Source organism: Ruegeria sp. HKCCD7255, from assembly GCF_013031565.1.
Taxonomy (GTDB): Bacteria; Pseudomonadota; Alphaproteobacteria; order Rhodobacterales; family Rhodobacteraceae; genus Ruegeria.
Genome location: NZ_WQAG01000006.1, coordinates 163,696 through 182,501, shown reverse-complemented (window position 1 = coordinate 182,501; position 18,806 = coordinate 163,696). Strand labels below are relative to the sequence as shown.

The 18,806-nt window shown below is 59.9% G+C and carries 20 protein-coding genes and 1 pseudogene; 11 read left to right on the top strand and 10 right to left on the bottom strand.

Annotated features, from left to right (window positions below; all coding sequences use genetic code 11):
- Positions 1–76: 76 nt before the first annotated feature.
- Positions 77–346: pseudogene (locus GOX45_RS22330) on the bottom strand (transcriptional regulator); the annotation flags it as partial.
- Positions 347–511: 165 nt separating this feature from the next.
- Between GOX45_RS22330 and GOX45_RS13115 the strand changes: the two are divergent.
- Positions 512–928 carry a hypothetical protein gene (locus GOX45_RS13115; protein ID WP_171101594.1) on the top strand — a complete coding sequence of 139 codons (417 nt, stop codon included), beginning with the start codon at positions 512–514 and terminating at the stop codon, positions 926–928.
- 89 nt (positions 929–1,017) lie between these two features.
- Here GOX45_RS13115 and rpsO read toward each other — a convergent pair whose 3' ends face one another.
- The 3 genes from rpsO to GOX45_RS13100 form a co-directional block, all read right to left on the bottom strand.
- Positions 1,018–1,287, bottom strand: a complete 270-nt coding sequence (gene rpsO / locus GOX45_RS13110; RefSeq protein ID WP_068336567.1) for a 30S ribosomal protein S15 — start codon at positions 1,285–1,287, stop codon at positions 1,018–1,020.
- Between the two features lie 135 nt (positions 1,288–1,422).
- A complete protein-coding gene (locus GOX45_RS13105) occupies positions 1,423–2,418 on the bottom strand; it encodes a calcium-binding protein (RefSeq protein WP_171101593.1) in 996 nt (331 codons plus the stop codon).
- A 95-nt stretch (positions 2,419–2,513) separates the two neighbouring features.
- Positions 2,514–3,017, bottom strand: a complete 504-nt coding sequence (locus GOX45_RS13100; protein ID WP_171101592.1) for a DUF1643 domain-containing protein — start codon at positions 3,015–3,017, stop codon at positions 2,514–2,516.
- 107 nt (positions 3,018–3,124) lie between these two features.
- On the opposite strand from GOX45_RS13100, the gene GOX45_RS13095 reads away from it, so the two are divergent.
- The gene (locus GOX45_RS13095; protein ID WP_171101591.1) at positions 3,125–4,573 is read left to right on the top strand and encodes a pyridoxal-dependent decarboxylase; all 1,449 of its coding nucleotides are present in this window, start codon (positions 3,125–3,127) and stop codon (positions 4,571–4,573) included.
- Positions 4,574–4,579: 6 nt separating this feature from the next.
- Here GOX45_RS13095 and truB read toward each other — a convergent pair whose 3' ends face one another.
- From truB to rbfA, 3 genes are read right to left on the bottom strand one after another with little or no spacing between them, the layout of a single operon-like run.
- Positions 4,580–5,488, bottom strand: coding sequence for a tRNA pseudouridine(55) synthase TruB (gene truB / locus GOX45_RS13090; RefSeq protein WP_171101590.1), 909 nt, complete (start codon positions 5,486–5,488; stop codon positions 4,580–4,582).
- 54 nt (positions 5,489–5,542) lie between these two features.
- On the bottom strand, positions 5,543–6,283 hold the full coding sequence (locus GOX45_RS13085) for a phosphodiester glycosidase family protein (RefSeq protein WP_171101589.1): 741 nt from the start codon (positions 6,281–6,283) through the stop codon (positions 5,543–5,545).
- The gene (gene rbfA / locus GOX45_RS13080) at positions 6,280–6,675 is read right to left on the bottom strand and encodes a 30S ribosome-binding factor RbfA (RefSeq protein ID WP_171101588.1); all 396 of its coding nucleotides are present in this window, start codon (positions 6,673–6,675) and stop codon (positions 6,280–6,282) included. The genes GOX45_RS13085 and rbfA overlap by 4 nt, the downstream gene beginning before the upstream one ends.
- Positions 6,676–6,765: 90 nt before the next feature.
- Between rbfA and dapB the strand changes: the two genes are divergently transcribed.
- On the top strand, positions 6,766–7,575 hold the full coding sequence (gene dapB, locus GOX45_RS13075; protein WP_171101587.1) for a 4-hydroxy-tetrahydrodipicolinate reductase: 810 nt from the start codon (positions 6,766–6,768) through the stop codon (positions 7,573–7,575).
- 39 nt (positions 7,576–7,614) lie between these two features.
- Entirely contained in the window at positions 7,615–8,283 is a 669-nt protein-coding gene (locus GOX45_RS13070; protein WP_171101586.1) for a DUF2306 domain-containing protein, read from the top strand.
- Here GOX45_RS13070 and GOX45_RS13065 read toward each other — a convergent pair.
- The 3 genes from GOX45_RS13065 to GOX45_RS13055 are packed head-to-tail and all read right to left on the bottom strand — an operon-like array spanning position 8,280 to position 10,245.
- Complete coding sequence (locus tag GOX45_RS13065) at positions 8,280–8,873, bottom strand: HD domain-containing protein (protein WP_171101585.1); 594 nt, start codon at positions 8,871–8,873, stop codon at positions 8,280–8,282. The two genes, GOX45_RS13070 and GOX45_RS13065, sit on opposite strands and share 4 nt — an antisense overlap.
- Entirely contained in the window at positions 8,870–10,006 is a 1,137-nt protein-coding gene (locus tag GOX45_RS13060; RefSeq protein WP_171101584.1) for a gamma-butyrobetaine dioxygenase, read from the bottom strand. The genes GOX45_RS13065 and GOX45_RS13060 overlap by 4 nt, the downstream gene beginning before the upstream one ends.
- 56 nt (positions 10,007–10,062) lie before the next feature.
- The gene (locus tag GOX45_RS13055) at positions 10,063–10,245 is read right to left on the bottom strand and encodes a DUF1674 domain-containing protein (protein ID WP_171101706.1); all 183 of its coding nucleotides are present in this window, start codon (positions 10,243–10,245) and stop codon (positions 10,063–10,065) included.
- 89 nt (positions 10,246–10,334) lie between these two features.
- On the opposite strand from GOX45_RS13055, the gene GOX45_RS13050 reads away from it, so the two are divergent.
- From GOX45_RS13050 to GOX45_RS13020, 7 genes are all read left to right on the top strand, one after another.
- Positions 10,335–11,594: an RsmB/NOP family class I SAM-dependent RNA methyltransferase gene (locus GOX45_RS13050; RefSeq protein ID WP_171101583.1), complete on the top strand. Its 1,260-nt coding sequence runs from the start codon at positions 10,335–10,337 to the stop codon at positions 11,592–11,594.
- Between the two features lie 88 nt (positions 11,595–11,682).
- Positions 11,683–13,422, top strand: coding sequence for a heparinase II/III family protein (locus tag GOX45_RS13045; RefSeq protein WP_171101582.1), 1,740 nt, complete (start codon positions 11,683–11,685; stop codon positions 13,420–13,422).
- A 22-nt stretch (positions 13,423–13,444) separates the two neighbouring features.
- Positions 13,445–15,034 carry a bifunctional phosphoribosylaminoimidazolecarboxamide formyltransferase/IMP cyclohydrolase gene (gene purH / locus GOX45_RS13040; RefSeq protein WP_171101581.1) on the top strand — a complete coding sequence of 530 codons (1,590 nt, stop codon included), beginning with the start codon at positions 13,445–13,447 and terminating at the stop codon, positions 15,032–15,034.
- On the top strand, positions 15,034–15,510 hold the full coding sequence (gene lspA, locus GOX45_RS13035; protein WP_171101580.1) for a signal peptidase II: 477 nt from the start codon (positions 15,034–15,036) through the stop codon (positions 15,508–15,510). Before purH ends, lspA begins: the two co-directional genes overlap by 1 nt.
- 50 nt (positions 15,511–15,560) lie before the next feature.
- The gene (locus tag GOX45_RS13030; RefSeq protein WP_171101579.1) at positions 15,561–16,073 is read left to right on the top strand and encodes a DUF3035 domain-containing protein; all 513 of its coding nucleotides are present in this window, start codon (positions 15,561–15,563) and stop codon (positions 16,071–16,073) included.
- Between the two features lie 86 nt (positions 16,074–16,159).
- The gene (locus tag GOX45_RS13025; protein ID WP_171101577.1) at positions 16,160–17,500 is read left to right on the top strand and encodes a pitrilysin family protein; all 1,341 of its coding nucleotides are present in this window, start codon (positions 16,160–16,162) and stop codon (positions 17,498–17,500) included.
- Positions 17,497–18,801, top strand: coding sequence for a pitrilysin family protein (locus GOX45_RS13020; RefSeq protein ID WP_171101576.1), 1,305 nt, complete (start codon positions 17,497–17,499; stop codon positions 18,799–18,801). Before GOX45_RS13025 ends, GOX45_RS13020 begins: the two co-directional genes overlap by 4 nt.
- The last annotated feature ends 5 nt before the right edge of the window (positions 18,802–18,806 follow it).

The window sequence follows — 18,806 nt, the reverse complement described above, 5'->3', positions numbered from 1 at the left end:
CCCTGCGTTTAAAGGGCGTTTCCGCGAAAGCTGGAGGAGGCTCAACCGGCTGCACTGGCGCAACGAATTGAAACCCGCGTTTGGGGAAAGTTTTGATAAAGTTAGAACTGGCTGCTGAATCCCCCAGAGCTTTGCGAACCGACCGAATACGAGTATTCAGCGCGGCGTCGGTGATGGCAGCCCCGCTCCAGATTTCATCTATGATCTCTTGTTTACTTACGATCCTGTCCCGGTGCCTGATCAGGAATTCCAGCAGCAAAAGGGCCTGGGGCTCAAGGGCAATCGGCTCTCCCTCACGGCTGAGTCCCTTCTTAGGTTCAAGTCTGAAATCCAAAAACTCGTACATATCATAACTTACCCCGTGACGTTGCCACCGCTCAACGGGCTTTGGCGATTGTTATCAGAATGTCAGAAAATGTCAGCTTGCCATCAAGCTTAGCGCCCTGCTTTTGCTTACCTTTCGGCTCGGGTGACCTGCCCGACACTACAGCTTTTGAATTGGAGACAGAATATGGCACGACGGAACTCAGCTATTCTAGCAGCATTGATCACATTTTTCGGCAGCGCAGCTTTTGCTCAGACAGATCTTGAGAACGCTTTGGCGAACGGTGGTGAGCGGCTCAACGCCGACCAAATTGCCGAGATCTTGATCGGTCACACAGTTACAGCCAAATCGGGGGACAAGACCTTTCGGTTCTATTATGACCCGAATAACATCGTCAGCGGTGAATTGACCAATGGGGGTTGGCAAGGCGCGGGCGCCTTCGCAATAACCGACACTGACCAGGTCTGCGTGTCCATGGCCGCCGACAAGGGACGTTTCCGTTGCTTGACAGTACTTCGCGTCGGTGACCGGGTCCAAAAATTCAACACCGCCGGGAAGAAGACGTTTGATATTCTGGGTTTCGAACCTTCGACCGGGTTGTGACTTGTGAGTAACCCAAAGAAAAACGCCCGTCAAAAAGGCGGGCGTTCGAACCAGTATCTACTGGATTCAGATCAGTATTCAAAAAGCGTTTAGCGGCGGATGCCCAGCTTTTTGATCAGGTCCTGATAGCGTGCTTCTTCTTTGCCTTTCAGGTAGTCCAGCAGCTTGCGGCGTTGGGCGACCATTTTCAGCAGACCGCGACGACCGTGGTTGTCTTTTTTGTGGGTCTTGAAGTGCTCGGTCAGGGTGTTGATGCGCGAGGTCAGGATGGCAACCTGGACTTCCGGCGAACCGGTGTCGCCGTCTTTGGTTGCGAATTCTTTCATGACGCGTGCTTTTTCAGCGGCAGTAATCGACATCGGGGTCTCCTTTGACAGGTTAGAGTTGATGGCGCAGGCCGGGATGTCGTCCAGCACAGGCCCATGGAGAAATACCGCACCGATTCCAATGCGGATGGGCGCGTATAGGCGCTATTCTTGCAATTGGCAATGGGTTCAGGGTCGGAACACGAACTGATCCAATTGGGCCTCAGTCACGAATTCGATATCCGCAGCGGTCAGGCCCTCCGCTCCGTAAAGCTGTGCCACGTCTTGCCCATCGACCGCGACATGGGTCAGGTTGGTGTCTTCTTCATCCTGTTCGATCGTGACCTCGGGGGTTTCGGTCGCGTCCCATGTGATGAGCAGTTTGTCCTGGCCAACCTCAAAATCCATGATCATGACACTGTCTTGGTCTGCTTCGGTGGTGATGTAGATATCATCCGCGCCTGCACCGCCGGTGACCACGTCACCGCTCTCGGCCAGCAATATATCATCGCCTCCGCCACCGTTCAGGAAGTCTGTTTCGGGGATGTGATCCGCATCCGCGCCCGACAGGATGTCATCCCCGTCGCCGCCAAACAGAACGTCTTCGCCTGCGCCACCAGCGAGGTGGTCATCCCCGCCACCGCCTTGCAGCGCATCATCCCCTTCACCACCGTCCAATAGGTCATCGCCCTGACCGCCAAACAGCTCATCCTGCCCGGTATCGCCGTTCAGATCATCATCGCCAAAATGGCCATAAAGGGCGTCGTCCCCTTCAGATCCAGACAGATGATCGTCGCCATTCTCGCCATGAAGGATGTCGTTGCCCTGATCCCCAATCAGAAGGTCATCGCCTTCGGCACCGTGGATCACATCGTTCCCGGCACCGCCGTTCAGCAGATCGTCGCCTTCATACCCGTTGATCTGGTCGTTGCCGTCCTGCCTCGAGATCACGTCATCGCTTTCATCCCCGGCGATCACCAGATGGCCATCATGATCCGACAGGACCTGCCCGGTCTCTTCCGGATCGCTATCATCGATCTGCAGAAACTCACCTTCCGTCAGCGCGTCGGTTTCGCCTTCGTCAATCTGATCGTCATCCTCTGCCTCTTGGGTGGTGAACACGTCACCCATGGCATAAGCGGCGCCGCCAATTGCGGCCAATCCAAACAAGCCAATCAGGAACATGGGGACCCTCCGAAAGCACATTGCTCCGAGCCTGGACTATCCCATCAGTCAGCTTGGTGGGTCAAAGCTAAGTTACTGTTTTGGTTAACCGTTTGTCACCAAGGCTCTGGCTGTTGGGTATAGGCGATATAGAGAGGATGCTTGGGGTGCCCCTCTTTGGTCAGCCCCAAATGGAACAGAGGCTGGCCGGTGTCGCGCAACAAAGCCTCGACCGCTGGTCCACGCTCCAGATGTGCGCCATGGGTACCCCAGGCGGCGATCACCTGATCGGCCCAGGCGACACCTTGCAGAATGGCCACGTCATTTTCGGGCCCTACCGGATCGACGGCCGCACGCATCTTGCGTGGGTCGGTATCGCGCCAGGCAAAAATATTGGTCACCTGAAACGCGCCGAACCCCAGCGCGCGGGCACGCCGCTCGCACCGCTCGACCGTGGGATCGTTTTGCACCTCGGTCGCGGTCGAAGGGTTCAGCATCACGAACAGCGCCCTGCGTCCGGCAGGATCCCAAACGCGGGTCAAGCTATAGCGATAGGCCTCGCAATCGGAATAAACGGCGGTCGAAGGTGCGTCGCCTTTGGTGTGGGAGCGGGTGATCATCGCAATGGGTTTCACCGGTTTGGCCGGTGATGACAAGTGCAGATGTTACAAACGCGCGCTTGTGCTATCGTGCTGGCATTTGATCCGCGTTTTCTGGGGGGGAAGCAATGGCATTTGAAACACTGGACCCGTCCGATTGGGAAGAGACCCGCAAACTGGCGCATGAGATGCTGGACATGGCGCTGGATCATACGCGCGATGTGCGGGACCGTCCGATCTGGCAGGACATGCCGCCCGAGATCCGCCGAGGGTTTGAGACCCCAGCACCACAGCAGGGCATGCCGATGGGCGACCTGATGGAGGATGTGACAACGCAGGTGATGCAGTACCCGATGGGCAATATCCATCCCCGGTTCTGGGGCTGGTATATGGGGGCCAGCAATTTCACCGGTGCAATGGCCGATTTTCTGGCCGCAATTCAGGGCTCGAACCTGGGGGGTGGCAACCACGCAGCAGCGTTGATCGACCGGCAGGTAGTGGATTGGCTGCGCGAGATGATCGGGCTGCCGGAAGGGGCCAGCGGAACCTTGGTGAGTGGCGGCAGCGTCGCGAACATGATCGGCCTGACCGTGGCGCGAAACGTGAAATCGGGGATCGATATCCGCGAAGAGGGCGTCGCCGCTATAGAACGCCCGCTGCGCTATTACGGGTCAGACCAGATCCACAGCTGCCACCAGAAGTCACTGGAAACGATTGGCCTTGGCAACAAGGCGCTGCGCCGCGTTCCGACGCGCGATGATCTGACCATGGATCTGGGGGAATTGGCGCGCATGGTGGCGCGGGATCGAGCGGACGGGTTCGCCCCGGCCTGTGTGATTGCAACGGCGGGAACCGTGAACACCGGTGCCATAGATGACCTGAACGCGATTGCCGATTTCTGCGAGGCTGAAGGCCTGTGGTTTCATGTGGATGGGTGTATTGGTGCGTTGATCGCGATTGCCCATGACAACCGCTGGCGCGTTGCGGGGATCGAACGCGCGGATTCGGTGGCGCTGGACCCGCATAAATGGCTGCACGCGCCCTTTGAAGTCGGCTGCGCCTTGGTGCGGGATCACGACGCGCACCATGCGTCGTTCACCCTGACGCCCGAATACCTCAAACCGCAGACAAGGGGGGTGGCCGGAGCTGCGTTCTTGCATGATTATGGCCTGCAAACCTCGCGCGGGTTTCGCGCGCTCAAGGTCTGGATGTCGCTGCGCGAGCACGGGGTGCAGAAATTCGGTCGGTTGATCGATCAGGATATCGAAAAGGCGCAGGTTCTGACGTCTCTGATCGAGGCTGAAAGTGACCTCGCCCTGATGTTCCCCACCAATATCAACATCGTCTGTTTCCGCTATGATCCCGGCGGGCTCAGCCCCGAGGCGCTGCGCGCGGTCAACACCGAGATCATGCTATGCCTGCAAGAGCAAGGCACAGCCGTGCTGTCAGACACAACCGTGCGCGGTGAACACTGCCTGCGGGTGGCGGTCAACAATCACCGCACCCAGGCGCAGGATCTGGAGCTTTTGGTGTCCGAGGTTTTGCGTTTGGGCCATCAGTTGCGTCAGGCGGCCTGACGCGGCTCAACTGGTGACAAAGACGCGGCTTGGGTGCAGCTCGCCCGATTTGTAGATGCCGACCGCCACCGCCTTGCCCTCTAGCGAGGCCCAGGCTTCGTCGCCATAATCCACGTCACTGGCCAGCACCATGCCCGGATTGCCATTGCGCAGGCGTGTGGCGCCTTCGGGCGTGCATTTCAGCTCGGGCAGGTCTGCCAGACCGGTTTCCAGCGGGTGCAAGTACTCGTCGAGCGCCGTCGTCTTGGCCATTTCGTCGATCTGTTCGATGGATAGACCATCTTGTACCTCGAATGGGCCGGACCAGATGCGACGCAGTTCCTTGACGTGGCCGTGACAGCCCAACGCCTCGCCCAGATCCCGTGCAATCGATCGGACATAACCGCCTTTGCCACAGGTCATCTCAAGCACCACGTGGTCGGGGTCGGGGCGGTCGATCAGAACCAGTTCCTCAACCCAAAGCGGGCGGGCGGTCAAGTCCACATCCTCGCCCTCGCGGGCCAACTTATAGGCACGTTGCCCGTCGATCTTCACGGCTGAGAATTTGGGCGGGACCTGCATGATCTCACCCAGAAACGGGCCCAGCGCTTGTTTGATCTGATCATCCGACGGGCGCACATCGCTGTGCGCGATCACTTCGCCTTCGGCATCATCGGTGTTTGTGGCCTGACCCAAACGCACGGTGAAGGTGTAGGCCTTTAAAGCGTCGGTGATATAGGGAACGGTCTTGGTCGCCTCACCCAGCGCCACAGCCAGAACGCCGGTTGCTTCGGGATCCAGCGTACCCGCGTGGCCCGCCTTTTTCGCGTCCATCGCCCAGCGCACCTTGTTGACCACGGCGGTTGAGGTCATGCCCGCGGGCTTGTCTACCACCAGCCAACCGGAAATGTCGCGGCCCTTGCGCTTGCGTCCCATTCTGCACCTTGATCTTTGCTAAGGCGGGCGGGTTAGCGGATCACTCTACCGCTGTCAATTTCCCTGCATGTCTTCGACCACGCCGACAATAGGGCCCAGCGAAAACCCGGCATCCGACCGGTTGCTGGCACGGTCATACATACGAGAGATATTGCCATCAAAGAACAACGCGTTCGGGGTGCCGATCACGTCGCGAAACAGGCTACCGAACTCGTGAAAGGTGACGGCGTCTTCGGACAAAGCGAATACGACACGAGACCCATCCGCACTGGTGCCGACCCCATTGCGCACAAAGCGCGAGGTCGAATCGGGCAGAAACCTTGGATGCAGCTCTCCGTCGATCACCAGCATGGGTCCGGATTGGCTGGCAAACCGGCATTGTGGCGCCTGATCAAGGAACGCCAGCGTTTCAAAAACGTCGGCGCGCCCATCGCGGATGCAGAACACACCGTTGGGCAGCAAGCCAAAATTACCGGGGCCGGGATTGGCGATCACGCGCATCTGTTCCTGACCGTCTTCGACATAGTGACCCACAGGCGACCGGTCATCGTGATACATGCCCGCGTTCATCGCAAAGGCCAGCCGTTTGCCTTGCGGCGCCAAAACCTCGTTCACTGACGAGAAATGGCCCAAAACCGCACCGTCTTCATCATTCAGAAACAGACGCAGATCGGCTGCGCCATCCACTTCGCAAATGGTATAGCGCTTGTCCGCATGGGTCTGTCTTTCGCAGGTAACCGCACCCGCTTGCGCGGCCCAAAGGACAGCGCCAAGGATGACAAACGTGCGGATCACTCGTCCAGATCCCGGCGCACGGCGTCCTGTTCGAACATGCGGCGGGTGTCGTCCATCCGGTCGAACGTATCATCCAGTCGGAACCGCAGATCGGGCGAGAACTTTAGGCCGACCTTCTTTCCGACCGCGCGCCGCAGCTCGCCCTTGTTGCGCGCCAGCAGGTCGATCACATCCTCTTGCCCCTTGCCGCCCAAGGGCAGCACATAGGCGGTGGCGATCTTCAGATCGGGCGATGTGCGTACCTCGCCCACGGTAATCGACATGCGGTTCAGGTCGGGGTCATGGACATCTCCGCGTGCCAGAACCTCGGACAGGGTGCGGCGGATCAGTTCGCCGACACGCAGTTGTCGTTGGGACGGGCCGGGGCCATCGTGAAATTTGTTCTTAGCCATGCCCCCGATCTAAGCGCAAAGCGGGGCTTTGCCAAGCGGGCGCGAACCGGGTAGGAGGCTTTGAGCGAACTGCAGCAAGGGAACATCGCCATGACCCATATACCGGGGATCGTTATCACAGGGGCTTCGGGCCGTATGGGGCAGATGCTGATCAAAACCGTGACAGACAGCGATCAGGCGCGTCTGGTGGGCGTGGTCGAACGCGCCGGTCACGACTGGGTCGGTCAGGACGTGGGCGTCGCCACGGGTGGTCCGGCGCTGGGCGTCACCGTGACCGATGATCCGTTGGAGGCGTTTGCACAGGCGCAGGCGGTGATCGACTTTACCGCGCCCGAGGCAACCTTGGAATTTGCCGCCCTGGCCGCGCAGGCGCGCTGTGTGCATGTCATCGGCACGACCGGCATGACCGAGGAGCAGATCGAAGCGCTTGAGCCTGCGTCACGCCATGCGGTGATCGTGCGGGCGGGCAATATGAGCCTCGGGGTCAACCTGCTGGTACAGCTGACCAAAAAGGTCGCCGCAGCGCTGGACGAGGATTTCGATATCGAGGTGATCGAAGGCCATCATCACCACAAGGTCGACGCGCCCTCGGGCACTGCCTTGATGCTGGGCGAGGCCGCCGCTGAAGGGCGCGGTGTCAAGTTGGTGGATGTGGCGGACCGTGCCCGCGACGGCATCACCGGCGCACGCAAACGCGGCGATATCGGCTTTCACGCCATTCGTGGCGGCGACATCGTGGGAGAGCATGATGTCCTGTTCGCCGCGCCCGGAGAACGCATCGTCCTGCGTCACCTCGCCACCGACCGCGCCATCTTTGCCCGCGGGGCGTTGAAGGCAGCGCTGTGGGGCCAGGGAAAGGCGCCGGGTCAATATGACATGGTGGATGTGCTGGGCCTATAGCCCGATGGACGCGCCCGCACCCTGCGCTAAGCTTGGTGTATGCAGAGCCTGAAAACACGCCTGATAACCGGCGCCATACTGGTTGTCTTCTACCTGACCTTGCTGCCCTTTGTGCTGCGCGGGTTTGGCATGGCGCTTACCGGTATGTCGCAGGGCGAAAGCTATCTGTTCGTGCCTGACGCCAGTGTCGGCAACGCGGCCATGATCGTACACATCATTGCGGGGACGTTACTGGTGGCTCTGGTGCCATTGCAGCTGCTGAAACCCATCCGGCTGCGGTTTACGCCGTTTCATCGCGCATTAGGAGCAAGCCTTGTTGCCTTGGCGCTGGTGACGGCTCTGGCCGGAATGACCTATATCCCGCTGCGTGGAACGATTGGCGGCCCGGTGATGTCGGTTGCGTTTTTTCTCTATGGCCTTTGCCTGTTCACATCCGCCCTGATGGTGGCGCGCATGGCGCTGAGCGGTGATCGCGCGGGTCATTGGGCCTGGGGGCTGCGCCTGTTCTGGTTGGCATTGGGGTCCTGGCTTTACCGGGTGCATTATACGCTGTGGTATCTGTTGACCGGGGGGCTCGGCTCGCAGCCCGACTTTCTGGGGCCCTTCGATCTGGTACAGAATTTCGCGTTTTTCGTCCCGTATCTGCTGGCGGTTCAGATCTGGATTGCCCGGCGCGGTGCGGCGCATCAGGGTCGACTGGTCGCCTAGTTCGGTTCAACCATGTGCCGATCCACCATGCGCTGCACCATTGGGGCAAAATGCGCGAAATCCGGCGTGTCCATGTCGGGGCTCTTGCCTGCTTCGTCCAGATACCGCACCTGAATAATCGCTTCGAGGTTGGGGTTGGCCTGAAACGTGGTGACCTCTTCGGCGCTCATGGGGCCGCCTTGCAATTCCAGCGTGTGGACCGACGCGGCAGACAGACAATCATAATACGCGGGCTTTGTGGCACAGAGATACCGTTTGGCGGCCACGTGATAACGGCAGCAATCGGTGATGACCGAAGGAAAGAACTGTTCGAGAACCGCAGCGCCGGCATCTTCGTGGTGACGGTCTTCGGTGTCATCCGGGTGATAGCTGCCGAACTCCGAGGTGAAATGGCCTATGTCGTGCAGCAGGGCACCCACGATGATCTCTTCCGGCATGTTGTTTTGCTCGGCAATTGTCGCGCCTTGCAGCATGTGCTGTGCCATCGTGACCGGCTCGCCCAGGTATTCCTCGCTGCCGCGTCGATCAAAGATGTCGGCCAGAAATGCCACGATATTGGCTTGATTCAGGGTCGAAAAATCAGGCTTCATTCCGCCGCCTCCGGGTGTTGGGCCTGCATTGCCGCCAGCGTTGACAGCAGCCCATCCTTGTCGGCGTAACAGCCTTGCAGCCAGCGCGACCCGGAACCGGAATAGCCCAGCCTTGCGTGCAACACGCGGGTGTTGTCGACAATAAAGCTCTCGCCCGGTTCCAGTTTGAACGCCACGTCCATGGCGGGGTCATCGATGATTTCCGCGAATTGCCTGTAGGCGGCATAAAACGCCTCCATCTGATCAAAGGGCACATCCACAAAAGGGGCCGAGGAGCGGTTGTTGAACCGGATGCCGATCAGCTCGCCATCTGGTGCAAGCTCGATCATCGGGCGTCGTGCGCGCAGGCAAACCCCGTCGGACCCGCTGTACTCAAACCGCGCCGGATATCCGGCCAGCAGGGCAAAGCCACTGGGGTTTTGATCCCTCAGCCGCTGGGCGGCGCGAAACCCGTCCACAACAATTGAATCGCCCCCTTCGGCAGAGTTTTCCAGACAATAGAGGATCTGCAACGTCGGCACAGGATCGCGGTAGGGATTGTCGGTATGGGCCTGCAGTCCCAAACCGGTATAGGCCAGGTTGGTGGGGTTCACCTCGGTCCGAACCTCAAAGAACGGGCCATAATTGGTCTCGCGCACATAGCCGAACAGATCTGCCACTTTCAGCAGCGCGCCGGGGTCGGTCGGACCTCCGGTCAGCTTGGCAAAGCCGAACTCGGCAACTGCCGCGAGCCAAGTGCGCTTGGCCACTGGGTTTGCATGTACTTCAGCCCAATCCGCGCTGGGCGCGGTCAGCCCTTGCTCCCATGTGGTGATACCTTCCGCGACGCGCCCGGTTTCAAGTGCGGCGTCCCGGTCATAGCTGTGATCGGCCAGCCATTGGCCGGGGAAGATGACCGTTTTGCCCTCGGGCTGGAATGTCACACGCAGGCCCCCATCCACGACCTCAGCGGCGCTGACATGGGTATCTGCTGGTATATCCCCGATCGTGATCAGACGCTGCCCATTACCCGGCGCGCGTGTGTCCGGGTCAAGCGCATTGTCGCGCAGCCAGACGGCGTGAAAGCGCGATTGGGACATATCCGCGAATGTGAGAGTGACGACAGACGGGGTGAAACTGGCACTGTGCAGCATGGTGACCTCTGATCCGATGCCACCTCACGATAACAGATCGTGCCTGATTTGCCCGATCAAAAGTCGACAGCGATGCCCTTCTTTTCCCAATCGCCATAGCGCGCAGGGTCGGGTCCGTCGCGACCGCCCAATTCCTTTGGCTGCTCCTTGGCCTCTGCCTCGGCCTTGCGGCGGCGCTCTTCGGCTTCGGCCAAGGCGCGCTGGGCGGCAGGCGGCAGGTCTTTGCGCGTGTTGGTCATGACATTGGGTTCCTTTCCGGGCATGGGCTTGATATACGCCCGCGTCCGCCTTTGGCAATGCGGGCGCAAGTCACATGAAAGGCGAATCCATGTCCGACAGCGCAACAGCGGCGCGACGCAGCGCGATCTATTTGCTGGATCAGATCCTGGGCGAAGGCAGGTTGCTGTCGGAGTGTCTGGCGGCGGGTGCGCTGGATCGGCTGGACCCCGAAGACCGGGCGCGTGCACAGCGTCTGACGCTGGAAACCCTGCGCGGGTTGGAACGAGCGGACCGCCTGCTTGAAAATCACCTGAAGCGTACCCCGGCGCTGACCGTCCACAACGCGCTGCGTCTGGGTACGGTCGAGCTGTGCCACGGTGCGGCGGCGCATGGTGTAGTGAACTCGATTGTCGAGATCATCAGCCGCTCACGCAAACACGGGCGGCTAAAAGGGTTGGTCAACGCGGTTTTGCGCAAGGTTGCGGCTGAGGGTCCCGAGGCCTGGCCCAAAATGCGTGTCCCGCGTTTGCCCGAATGGCTGCGCGACCCGCTGGTGATGGCTTGGGGCGCGGATGTCGTCGCCGCGATGGAGCAAGCGCATTTCAACGCGGCACCACTGGATATCACCTGCAAACCTGGAGGGCAGGCACCGGATGGTGAGGCGCTGCCCACCGGATCACTGCGGTTGCGCGATGCTCCGCAGGTCTCAACACTGCCGGGCTATGAGGCCGGGGCGTGGTGGGTGCAGGACGCGGCGGCGGCCTTACCGGTGCAGGTCCTTGCGCCGCAGGCAGGCGAGAAGATCCTTGACCTTTGCGCGGCGCCGGGTGGCAAAACCCTGCAACTGGCAGCAGCCGGGGCAGAAGTGACTGCGCTGGACATCTCGGATGCACGGCTTGAGCGTGTGCGTGAAAACCTGGCGCGGACGCATCTGTCGGCCAAGGTCGTTGCTGGCGACGCGCTGGATCATCAGGGCGAATACGATGCGATTCTTTTGGATGCACCCTGTTCCGCCACTGGCACCATTCGCCGCCATCCCGACCTGCCATTCGCCAAGGACGGTTCGGAATTTGGCGGGCTCATTGATTTGCAGGCCCGGATGCTGAGCCATGCATGGGGTCTGTTGAAACCGGGCGGGCGGCTGGTCTATTGCACCTGCTCTTTGCTGCCGGATGAGGGCGAAGTGCAGATCGAAGAGGCGTTGGAACAGCTTCCCGAAGCGCAGATTGATCGCAAGGCGCTGGACATTTCAGGGGTGGACCCGGCCTGGATCACCGATGAGGGCGGTCTGCGTTTGCGGCCTGATTATTGGCCCGAACGCGGTGGGATGGACGGGTTTTACATCGCCTGCCTCAACAAATCGAAGTGAACGCACGCTTTTCGATGACTTGACCTTTTGACCCGTCTATCGTTGGGTCACGCGCCAGCAGAGCGTCGGGGGCAGAGTAACAATCGACATGTCACAGTCAGACACCTTGGCAAACCGATGGACACGGTTTCAGAACCGGCTCTACGCACGGCTGGCTCAGCGGCAGAGACCGGCGTCGGGTTTTGTGGTGCAGCCCGAACCGCGCACCGTTGGGTCCTATGCACGCGGGCGGCAATTGGTGGCTGGCAACCTGCTGTTCTCGGGATATCTTGTCGAGGCCGAAGACACCGGGCTATGGGATGTGGCCGCACCAAATGCCGAGTTCGAGGATGAGCGCCAAGGGTTTACCTGGCTGGATGATCTGGCCGCAGTTGGCGACATGCGCGCGCGTGAAAAGGCGCAGCGCTGGGTCTGGGGTTGGATTGACGCCCATGGCAAGGGCATGGGCCCGGGCTGGGCGCCTGACCTGACCGGCCGCCGGGTGACCCGCTGGATCAACCACGCGATTTTCCTTTTGCGTGGTGCCGACGAGCAGCAAAGCAAACAGTTCTTTCGGTCGCTGGCGCAACAATCCTGGTTTCTGTCAAAACGGTGGAAGGCCGCCAATCCAGGTTTGCCCCGGTTCGAGGCCCTGGCCGGTTTGGTCCATTCCGGGCTGGCGCTTGAGGGGCTCGAGGCTTTTGCAGACCCGGCCTTGCGGGTTTTGGCAAAGGAATGCGAACGCCAGATCGACAAGCAGGGCGGGATCCCGACCCGCAACCCTGAAGAGCTGTTGGAGGTTTTCACCCTCCTGTCCTGGACCTCGGCGGCGCTGAGCGAGGTCGGACGCGGCACACCGGCAGCCCAGACCGATGCGATCCGACGCATCGCGCCAACTTTGCGCAACCTGCGTCACGCGGATGGAGCGTTGGGTCGGTTTCACGGCGGTGGGCGCGGTGTCGAAGGGCGGCTGGATCAGGCGCTGGCGCAAAGCGGGGTAAAGCACAAGCATTCCGATGCCCTGGCGATGGGATTTGCGCGCCTTTCGGCGGCGCGGACGACGGTTATTATCGACGCAAGCCCACCGCCGACGGGTACGGCGTCGTATAACGGCCACGCATCGACCCTTGCGTTCGAGCTGACCTCGGGACGCAGGCCGTTAATCGTGAACTGCGGATCAGGCACAAGCTTTGGACGGGAATGGCGCCGGGCCGGACGCGCGACGCCGTCGCACTCGACGCTTTGCGTTGACGGGTATTCCAGCGCGAGGCTTGCCGACCCCATCAAGGGTTCGGACTATGAAGCATTGGTAGATGGTCCGCGAAACGTACCGGTCGAGCTTGAGGGGGCTTACGAAGGCGCAAGGCTGACAGCCGGGCATGATGGGTACAATGCGGTGTTTGGCCTGACCCATGCGCGCACCTTTGAACTGCGCTTTGACGGTCGAGAGCTGGCGGTCGAGGATATTTTGCTGACAGCCAATGACAAAGCCAAGCGTCAATTCGAGCGGGCGCTGGACAGTTCTGGCCGTCAGGGCGTGGCCTTTGACATCCGCCTGCACCTGCATCCCGATGTGGATGCAGCGCTTGATCTGGGTGGTGCGGCTGTCTCGATGGCGCTCAAAAGCGGTGAGATCTGGGTTTTCCGCCATGATGGTGGTGGAAAGTTATCTTTGGAACCAAGTGTTTACCTGGAAAAAGGCCGCTTAAAGCCCCGCGCGACAAAACAGATCGTTCTCTCTGCGCGCGCAATGGAGTATGCGACGCGCATCCGATGGACATTGCGTAAGGCCCAAGACACAGCTTATGCCGTGCGCGACCTGCATCGGGACGAGCCCGATTTCGACTGACGCCAAAAGGACCTTTGGACCCATGACTGACCTTCACCCCGTGCGCCGCGCGTTGCTTTCCGTATCCGACAAGACCGGGCTGATCGAGCTGGGCAAGGCGCTGGCCGAGCGCGGGGTCGAACTGTTGTCGACCGGTGGCACGGCCAAAGCGCTGCGCGAAGCGGGTCTTGAGGTGAAGGATGTCAGCGACGTCACCGGTTTCCCCGAAATGATGGATGGTCGGGTCAAGACGCTACACCCGATGGTCCATGGCGGGCTGTTGGCTTTGCGCGACAATGACACCCATGTCGCCGCGATGGAGGAACACGGCATCGGCGCAATCGATCTGCTGGTGGTGAACCTCTATCCGTTTGAGGCGACCGTCGCCAAAGGTGCGGAATATGACGAATGCATCGAGAACATCGACATCGGTGGTCCGGCCATGATCCGCGCCGCCTCAAAAAACCATGCGTTTGTGAACGTGGTTGTGGATGTCGAAGATTATTCTTCGCTGCTGGATCAGCTTGAAGAAAACTATGGCAAGACGTCTTATGGATTCCGTCAGTGGCTGGCCCAAAAGGCCTATGCCCGCACTGCTGCGTATGACAGTGCCGTGTCGAACTGGATGGCAGATGCGCTGCAGCTTGAAGCCCCAAAACGCCGCGCCTTTGCGGGTGAGTTGAAACAGACCCTGCGCTATGGCGAAAACAGTCATCAGACGGCGGCGTTTTATACCGATGGTACCAATCGCCCTGGTGTTGCGACCGCTGTTCAGCACCAAGGCAAGGAACTGAGTTACAACAACATCAATGACACCGACGCGGCGTTCGAGCTGGTGGCCGAATTCGACCCACGTGACAGTGCAGCCTGTGCGATCATCAAACATGCAAACCCTTGCGGTGTCGCGACCGGAGCGACCCTGACAGAAGCGTACAAGGCGGCGTTCGACTGTGACCGCACCTCGGCCTTTGGCGGGATCATCGCTCTGAACCGGCCCTTGGACGCTGAAACGGCGCAAGAGATCACGGGCATCTTCACCGAAGTGGTGATCGCCCCGGGTGCAAGTGATGAGGCCAAGGCGGTCTTTGCCGCCAAAAAAAACCTGCGTTTGCTGACAACTGAAGGTTTGCCCGATGTGCGGGCAGCGGGAAAAACCGTGCGTCAGGTTGCCGGAGGCTTGCTGGTGCAAGACAAGGACAACGGCTTTGTTGATCTGGACGACTTGAAAGTGGTGACCAAGGTTGCGCCGACACCCGAGCATATGCGCGATCTTCTGTTCGCCTGGAAAGTCGCGAAACACGTGAAATCCAATGCGATTGTCTATGTGAAGAACGAAGCAACGGTTGGCGTTGGCGCTGGTCAGATGAGCCGGGTCGACTCGGCGCTTATTGCTGCCAAAAAGGCCGAGCGCATGGCCGATGTGCTGGGCCTGCCGCAGCCGCTGACCATCGGATCGGCCGTTGCCTCGGACGCGTTCTTCCCCTTCCCTGACGGGTTGCTCGAGGCCGCCCAGGCCGGTGCCACTTGCGTTATCCAGCCCGGTGGCTCGATGCGTGACGACGAGGTGATCGCCGCCGCAGACGAGGCTGGCTTGGCCATGGTCTTTACCGGCATGCGCCACTTCCGCCACTGATGCGACACGGGCTTCTCCTCTGGGCGGCGCTGGCCGCGTTTCTGATCGACCAGATCAGCAAATATCTGGTCGTCTACGTCCTGCGCGTTGCGGAAAAGCCCGGTGGTATCGATGTTTTCCCGCCTTTTCTGGTGTTCCGATACGGTGAGAACCGCGGAATCAACTTTGGTCTGTTTCAGGGAAACTCGGACGCTGCGCGCTGGATTCTGGTTGGCATTTCTCTGGCCATCAGCGTGGGGGTGCTGATCTGGTTGATGCGCGTGGTACCGACCAGGTTCATGTTGCTGTGCGGCGGCTTGCTGATCGGAGGCGCGCTGGGAAATGTGGTGGACCGGGTGCTCTATGGCTATGTTCTCGATTTTTTGAACATGTCCTGTTGCGGGATCGAAAATCCTTATGTTTTCAATCTGGCGGATGTGTTCATATTTGCGGGCGCGATCGGGCTTGTGCTGTTTGACGGCAAAAAGGCCTCGTGACGCGCGAATGGATATGCGATAGAAACCCCGGGAACTGGCTGGAGACAACGATGCGGATACCGCGCGCGATAATTGCTCTGACACTTGCCGTCGCAGTTGCGGGTTGCGGTGAACAAAGCCTGCGCGCCTTGCAACCTCCGGGGCCGGGCCCAGACGAATTCTCGGTGCTCCCCGTCCAACCGTTGACACAGCCGCAGGATTACGCCTTTCTTCCTGCCCCGACACCGGGCGGTACGAATTTGACGGATCCCAACCCCAAAGCCGAGGCCGTTGCAGCATTGGGCGGAAACCCCAATGCGCTTAACCCGAACACTGCTATACCGTCTTCCGATGCGGCGCTTGTAACGGCCTCCAGCCGATATGGCGTTCCCGCCAATACCCGAGAGGTGGTTGCAGCGGAGGATGCAGAATACCTGAAACGTCGCGGGTTCTGGTCACGCTGGCGCCTGTTCCCGGTCGATCGCTATGCCGAAATCTATGACCGTCAGGCCATCGACCCGCAAGCGCAAACTAGCGCCTTGCGCGCGCAGGGGGTTGAGACACCCTCTTCTCCGCCGGAATGAAATCTCCTTAACTTTCCGTCATCGCTCTTGAACAAACCCGGCTCCACCGTAATTTGAGTACCAGCAAATAAAACGGAGGATGCCCTATGGTTCGGGCTCTGGCACTGTCTGCCGCCTTGTTGGCTGCGACCCCGGTTCTGGCCGATGAGGGGCAAGAGGCTGTCACCACGTTCACCTTGGACAATGGTATGGATGTGGTGGTGGTCGAAGATCATCGCGCCCCTGTTGTGCAGCATATGGTCTGGTATCGCGCGGGCTCTGCTGACGAGCCCATTGGGTCTTCGGGCGTTGCACATTTCCTGGAACATCTGCTGTTCAAAGGCACCGACACATTGGCTCCGGGTGAGTTTTCGGCCACGGTTGCGGCCAATGGTGGGAATGACAACGCTTTTACCTCGTATGACTACACCGCATATTTTCAGCGCGTGGCCGCCGACCGGCTTGAACTGATGATGCGGATGGAAGCTGACCGGATGCGCAATATCCGGTTGAGCGAAGAAGATATCCGAACCGAACGGGACGTCATCCTGGAAGAGCGTAACCAGCGCACCGAAAACAACCCGCGCGCCTTGTTTGGTGAACAGATGAGCGCGGCGCAGTATCTCAACCATCGTTATGGTGTGCCCATCATCGGCTGGCGGCACGAGATGGAAACACTGGATATGGAGGACGCACTGTCCTTCTACGAGATCCACTACTCGCCCAATAACGCGATTTTGGTGGTGACCGGTGATGTCGATCCAGACGAGGTGCGCGAGCTGGCCGATAAATACTATGGCGTGATCCCGACCAATCCCGACCCGCCGGAACGCATCCGGTCTCAGGAACCGCCCCAAACGGCCGAACGTCGCCTGACCTTCAAGGACCCGCGCGTCGCCCAGCCATATGTTCAGCGCAGCTATCTGGCGCCCGAGCGTGATCCGGGCGAGCAGGAAAAAGCCGCGGCTCTGTTCATGCTGGCCGAGCTGCTGGGGGGCAGCACCACGTCCTACTTGAACGAAAAGCTGCAGTTGGATCAGCAGATCGTGGTTTATGCCGGCGCTTTCTATCGGGGTGTGTCGCTGGATGACACGACCTTTGATCTGCTGGTTGTGCCCGCCGAAGGTGTCTCGCTGCAAGAGGCCGAAGATGCCATGGATCAGGCTGTGGCGGATTTCATTGCCGAGGGCGTCAACGAGGAAGATCTGAACCGGATCAAGATGCAGCTGCGCGCGTCGCAGGTCTATGCGCGCGACAATGTGGACGGGATCGGCAACCGCTATGGCCGCGCTTTGACCAGTGGCTTGACCGTCGAAGATGTGCAGGCCTGGCCAGACATCCTGCAAGCGGTGACGGGTGACGAAATCATCGCCGCCGCGCGCGAGGTGCTGCAACGCGAAAGCTCGGTAACTGGCTGGCTGATGAAAGACGATGAGGTGACCCAATGAAACGCTTGGTTGCAACACTGATCGCCTTTGTGGTTGCTCTGCCAGCTTGGGCCGATATCGAGATTGAAGAGGTGACATCACCCGGTGGGATCACCGCCTGGCTGGTCGAAGATCACTCCATCCCATTCACCGCGCTTGAGATACGGTTTCGCGGCGGTACCTCGCTGGATGATCCCGAAAAGCGCGGTGCCGTTAATCTGATGAGCGGTCTGATCGAAGAAGGGTCGGGCGATTTGGATGCGCGCAGCTATGCGCGCGTGCTGGAGTCTCTGGCCGCCTCTTTCAGCTATCGCGCCAGTGATGACAGCCTGTCCATTTCGGCTCAGTTCTTGACCGAAAACCGCGATGAGGTTGTCGATCTGCTGCGCATGACATTGCATGAGCCGCGTTTCGATCCGGATGCCATCGAACGGGTGCGGGCGCAGGTGCTGTCCGGGCTGCGGTCGGATATGACCGATCCGAATGATATTGCGGGGCTTAGCTTTGCAGAGATGGCCTATGGCGATCATCCTTACGGGACCGAAGGCAAGGGCACGCTGGAAACGGTGTCGGCCCTGACGCGCGATGATATCGTCGGAGCTTATGAAAACGTGTTCGCCAAGGATCGACTCTATGTCGGGGCCGTGGGCGATATTACCGCCGAAGAACTGGGTGTCTTGCTGGATACGCTTTTGGCGGACTTCCCCGAAACCGGGAAACCGCTTCCCGAGCGCGCGGAAGTCACCATTGAAGGCGGGATCAGTATTGTCGATTTCGATACGCCGCAATCGGTTGCCCTGTTCGGGCAAAAGGGTATTGACCGGGATGATCCGGATTTCTTTGCGGCCTTTGTCCTGAACCACATCTTGGGTGGGGGTGGCTTTGAAAGCCGTTTGATGCATGAGGTTCGCGAAAAACGGGGCCTGACCTATGGGATCGGCACCTATCTGGTGCCCAAAGATCTGGCCTCGGTCTATCTGGGGTCTGTGTCCTCTGCCAATGACCGGATTGCCGAAGCCATCGAAGTGATCCGCCAGGAATGGGCGCGCGCGGCCTCTGAGGGTGTGACGCAGAAAGAGCTTGATGATGCCAAGACTTATCTGACTGGAGCCTATCCGCTGCGGTTTGATGGTAACGGTCAGATAGCCGGGATCATGGTAGGGATGCAGATGGACGACCTGCCGATTGACTATATCGCGACCCGCAATGACAAGGTGAACGGCGTGACGCTTGAGGATGTGAACCGTGTCGCGTCCGAGCTTTTGGATCCCGAAGGCCTGCACTTTACCATTGTCGGAAAGCCGGTTGGCCTGGACGGCTGATCCCG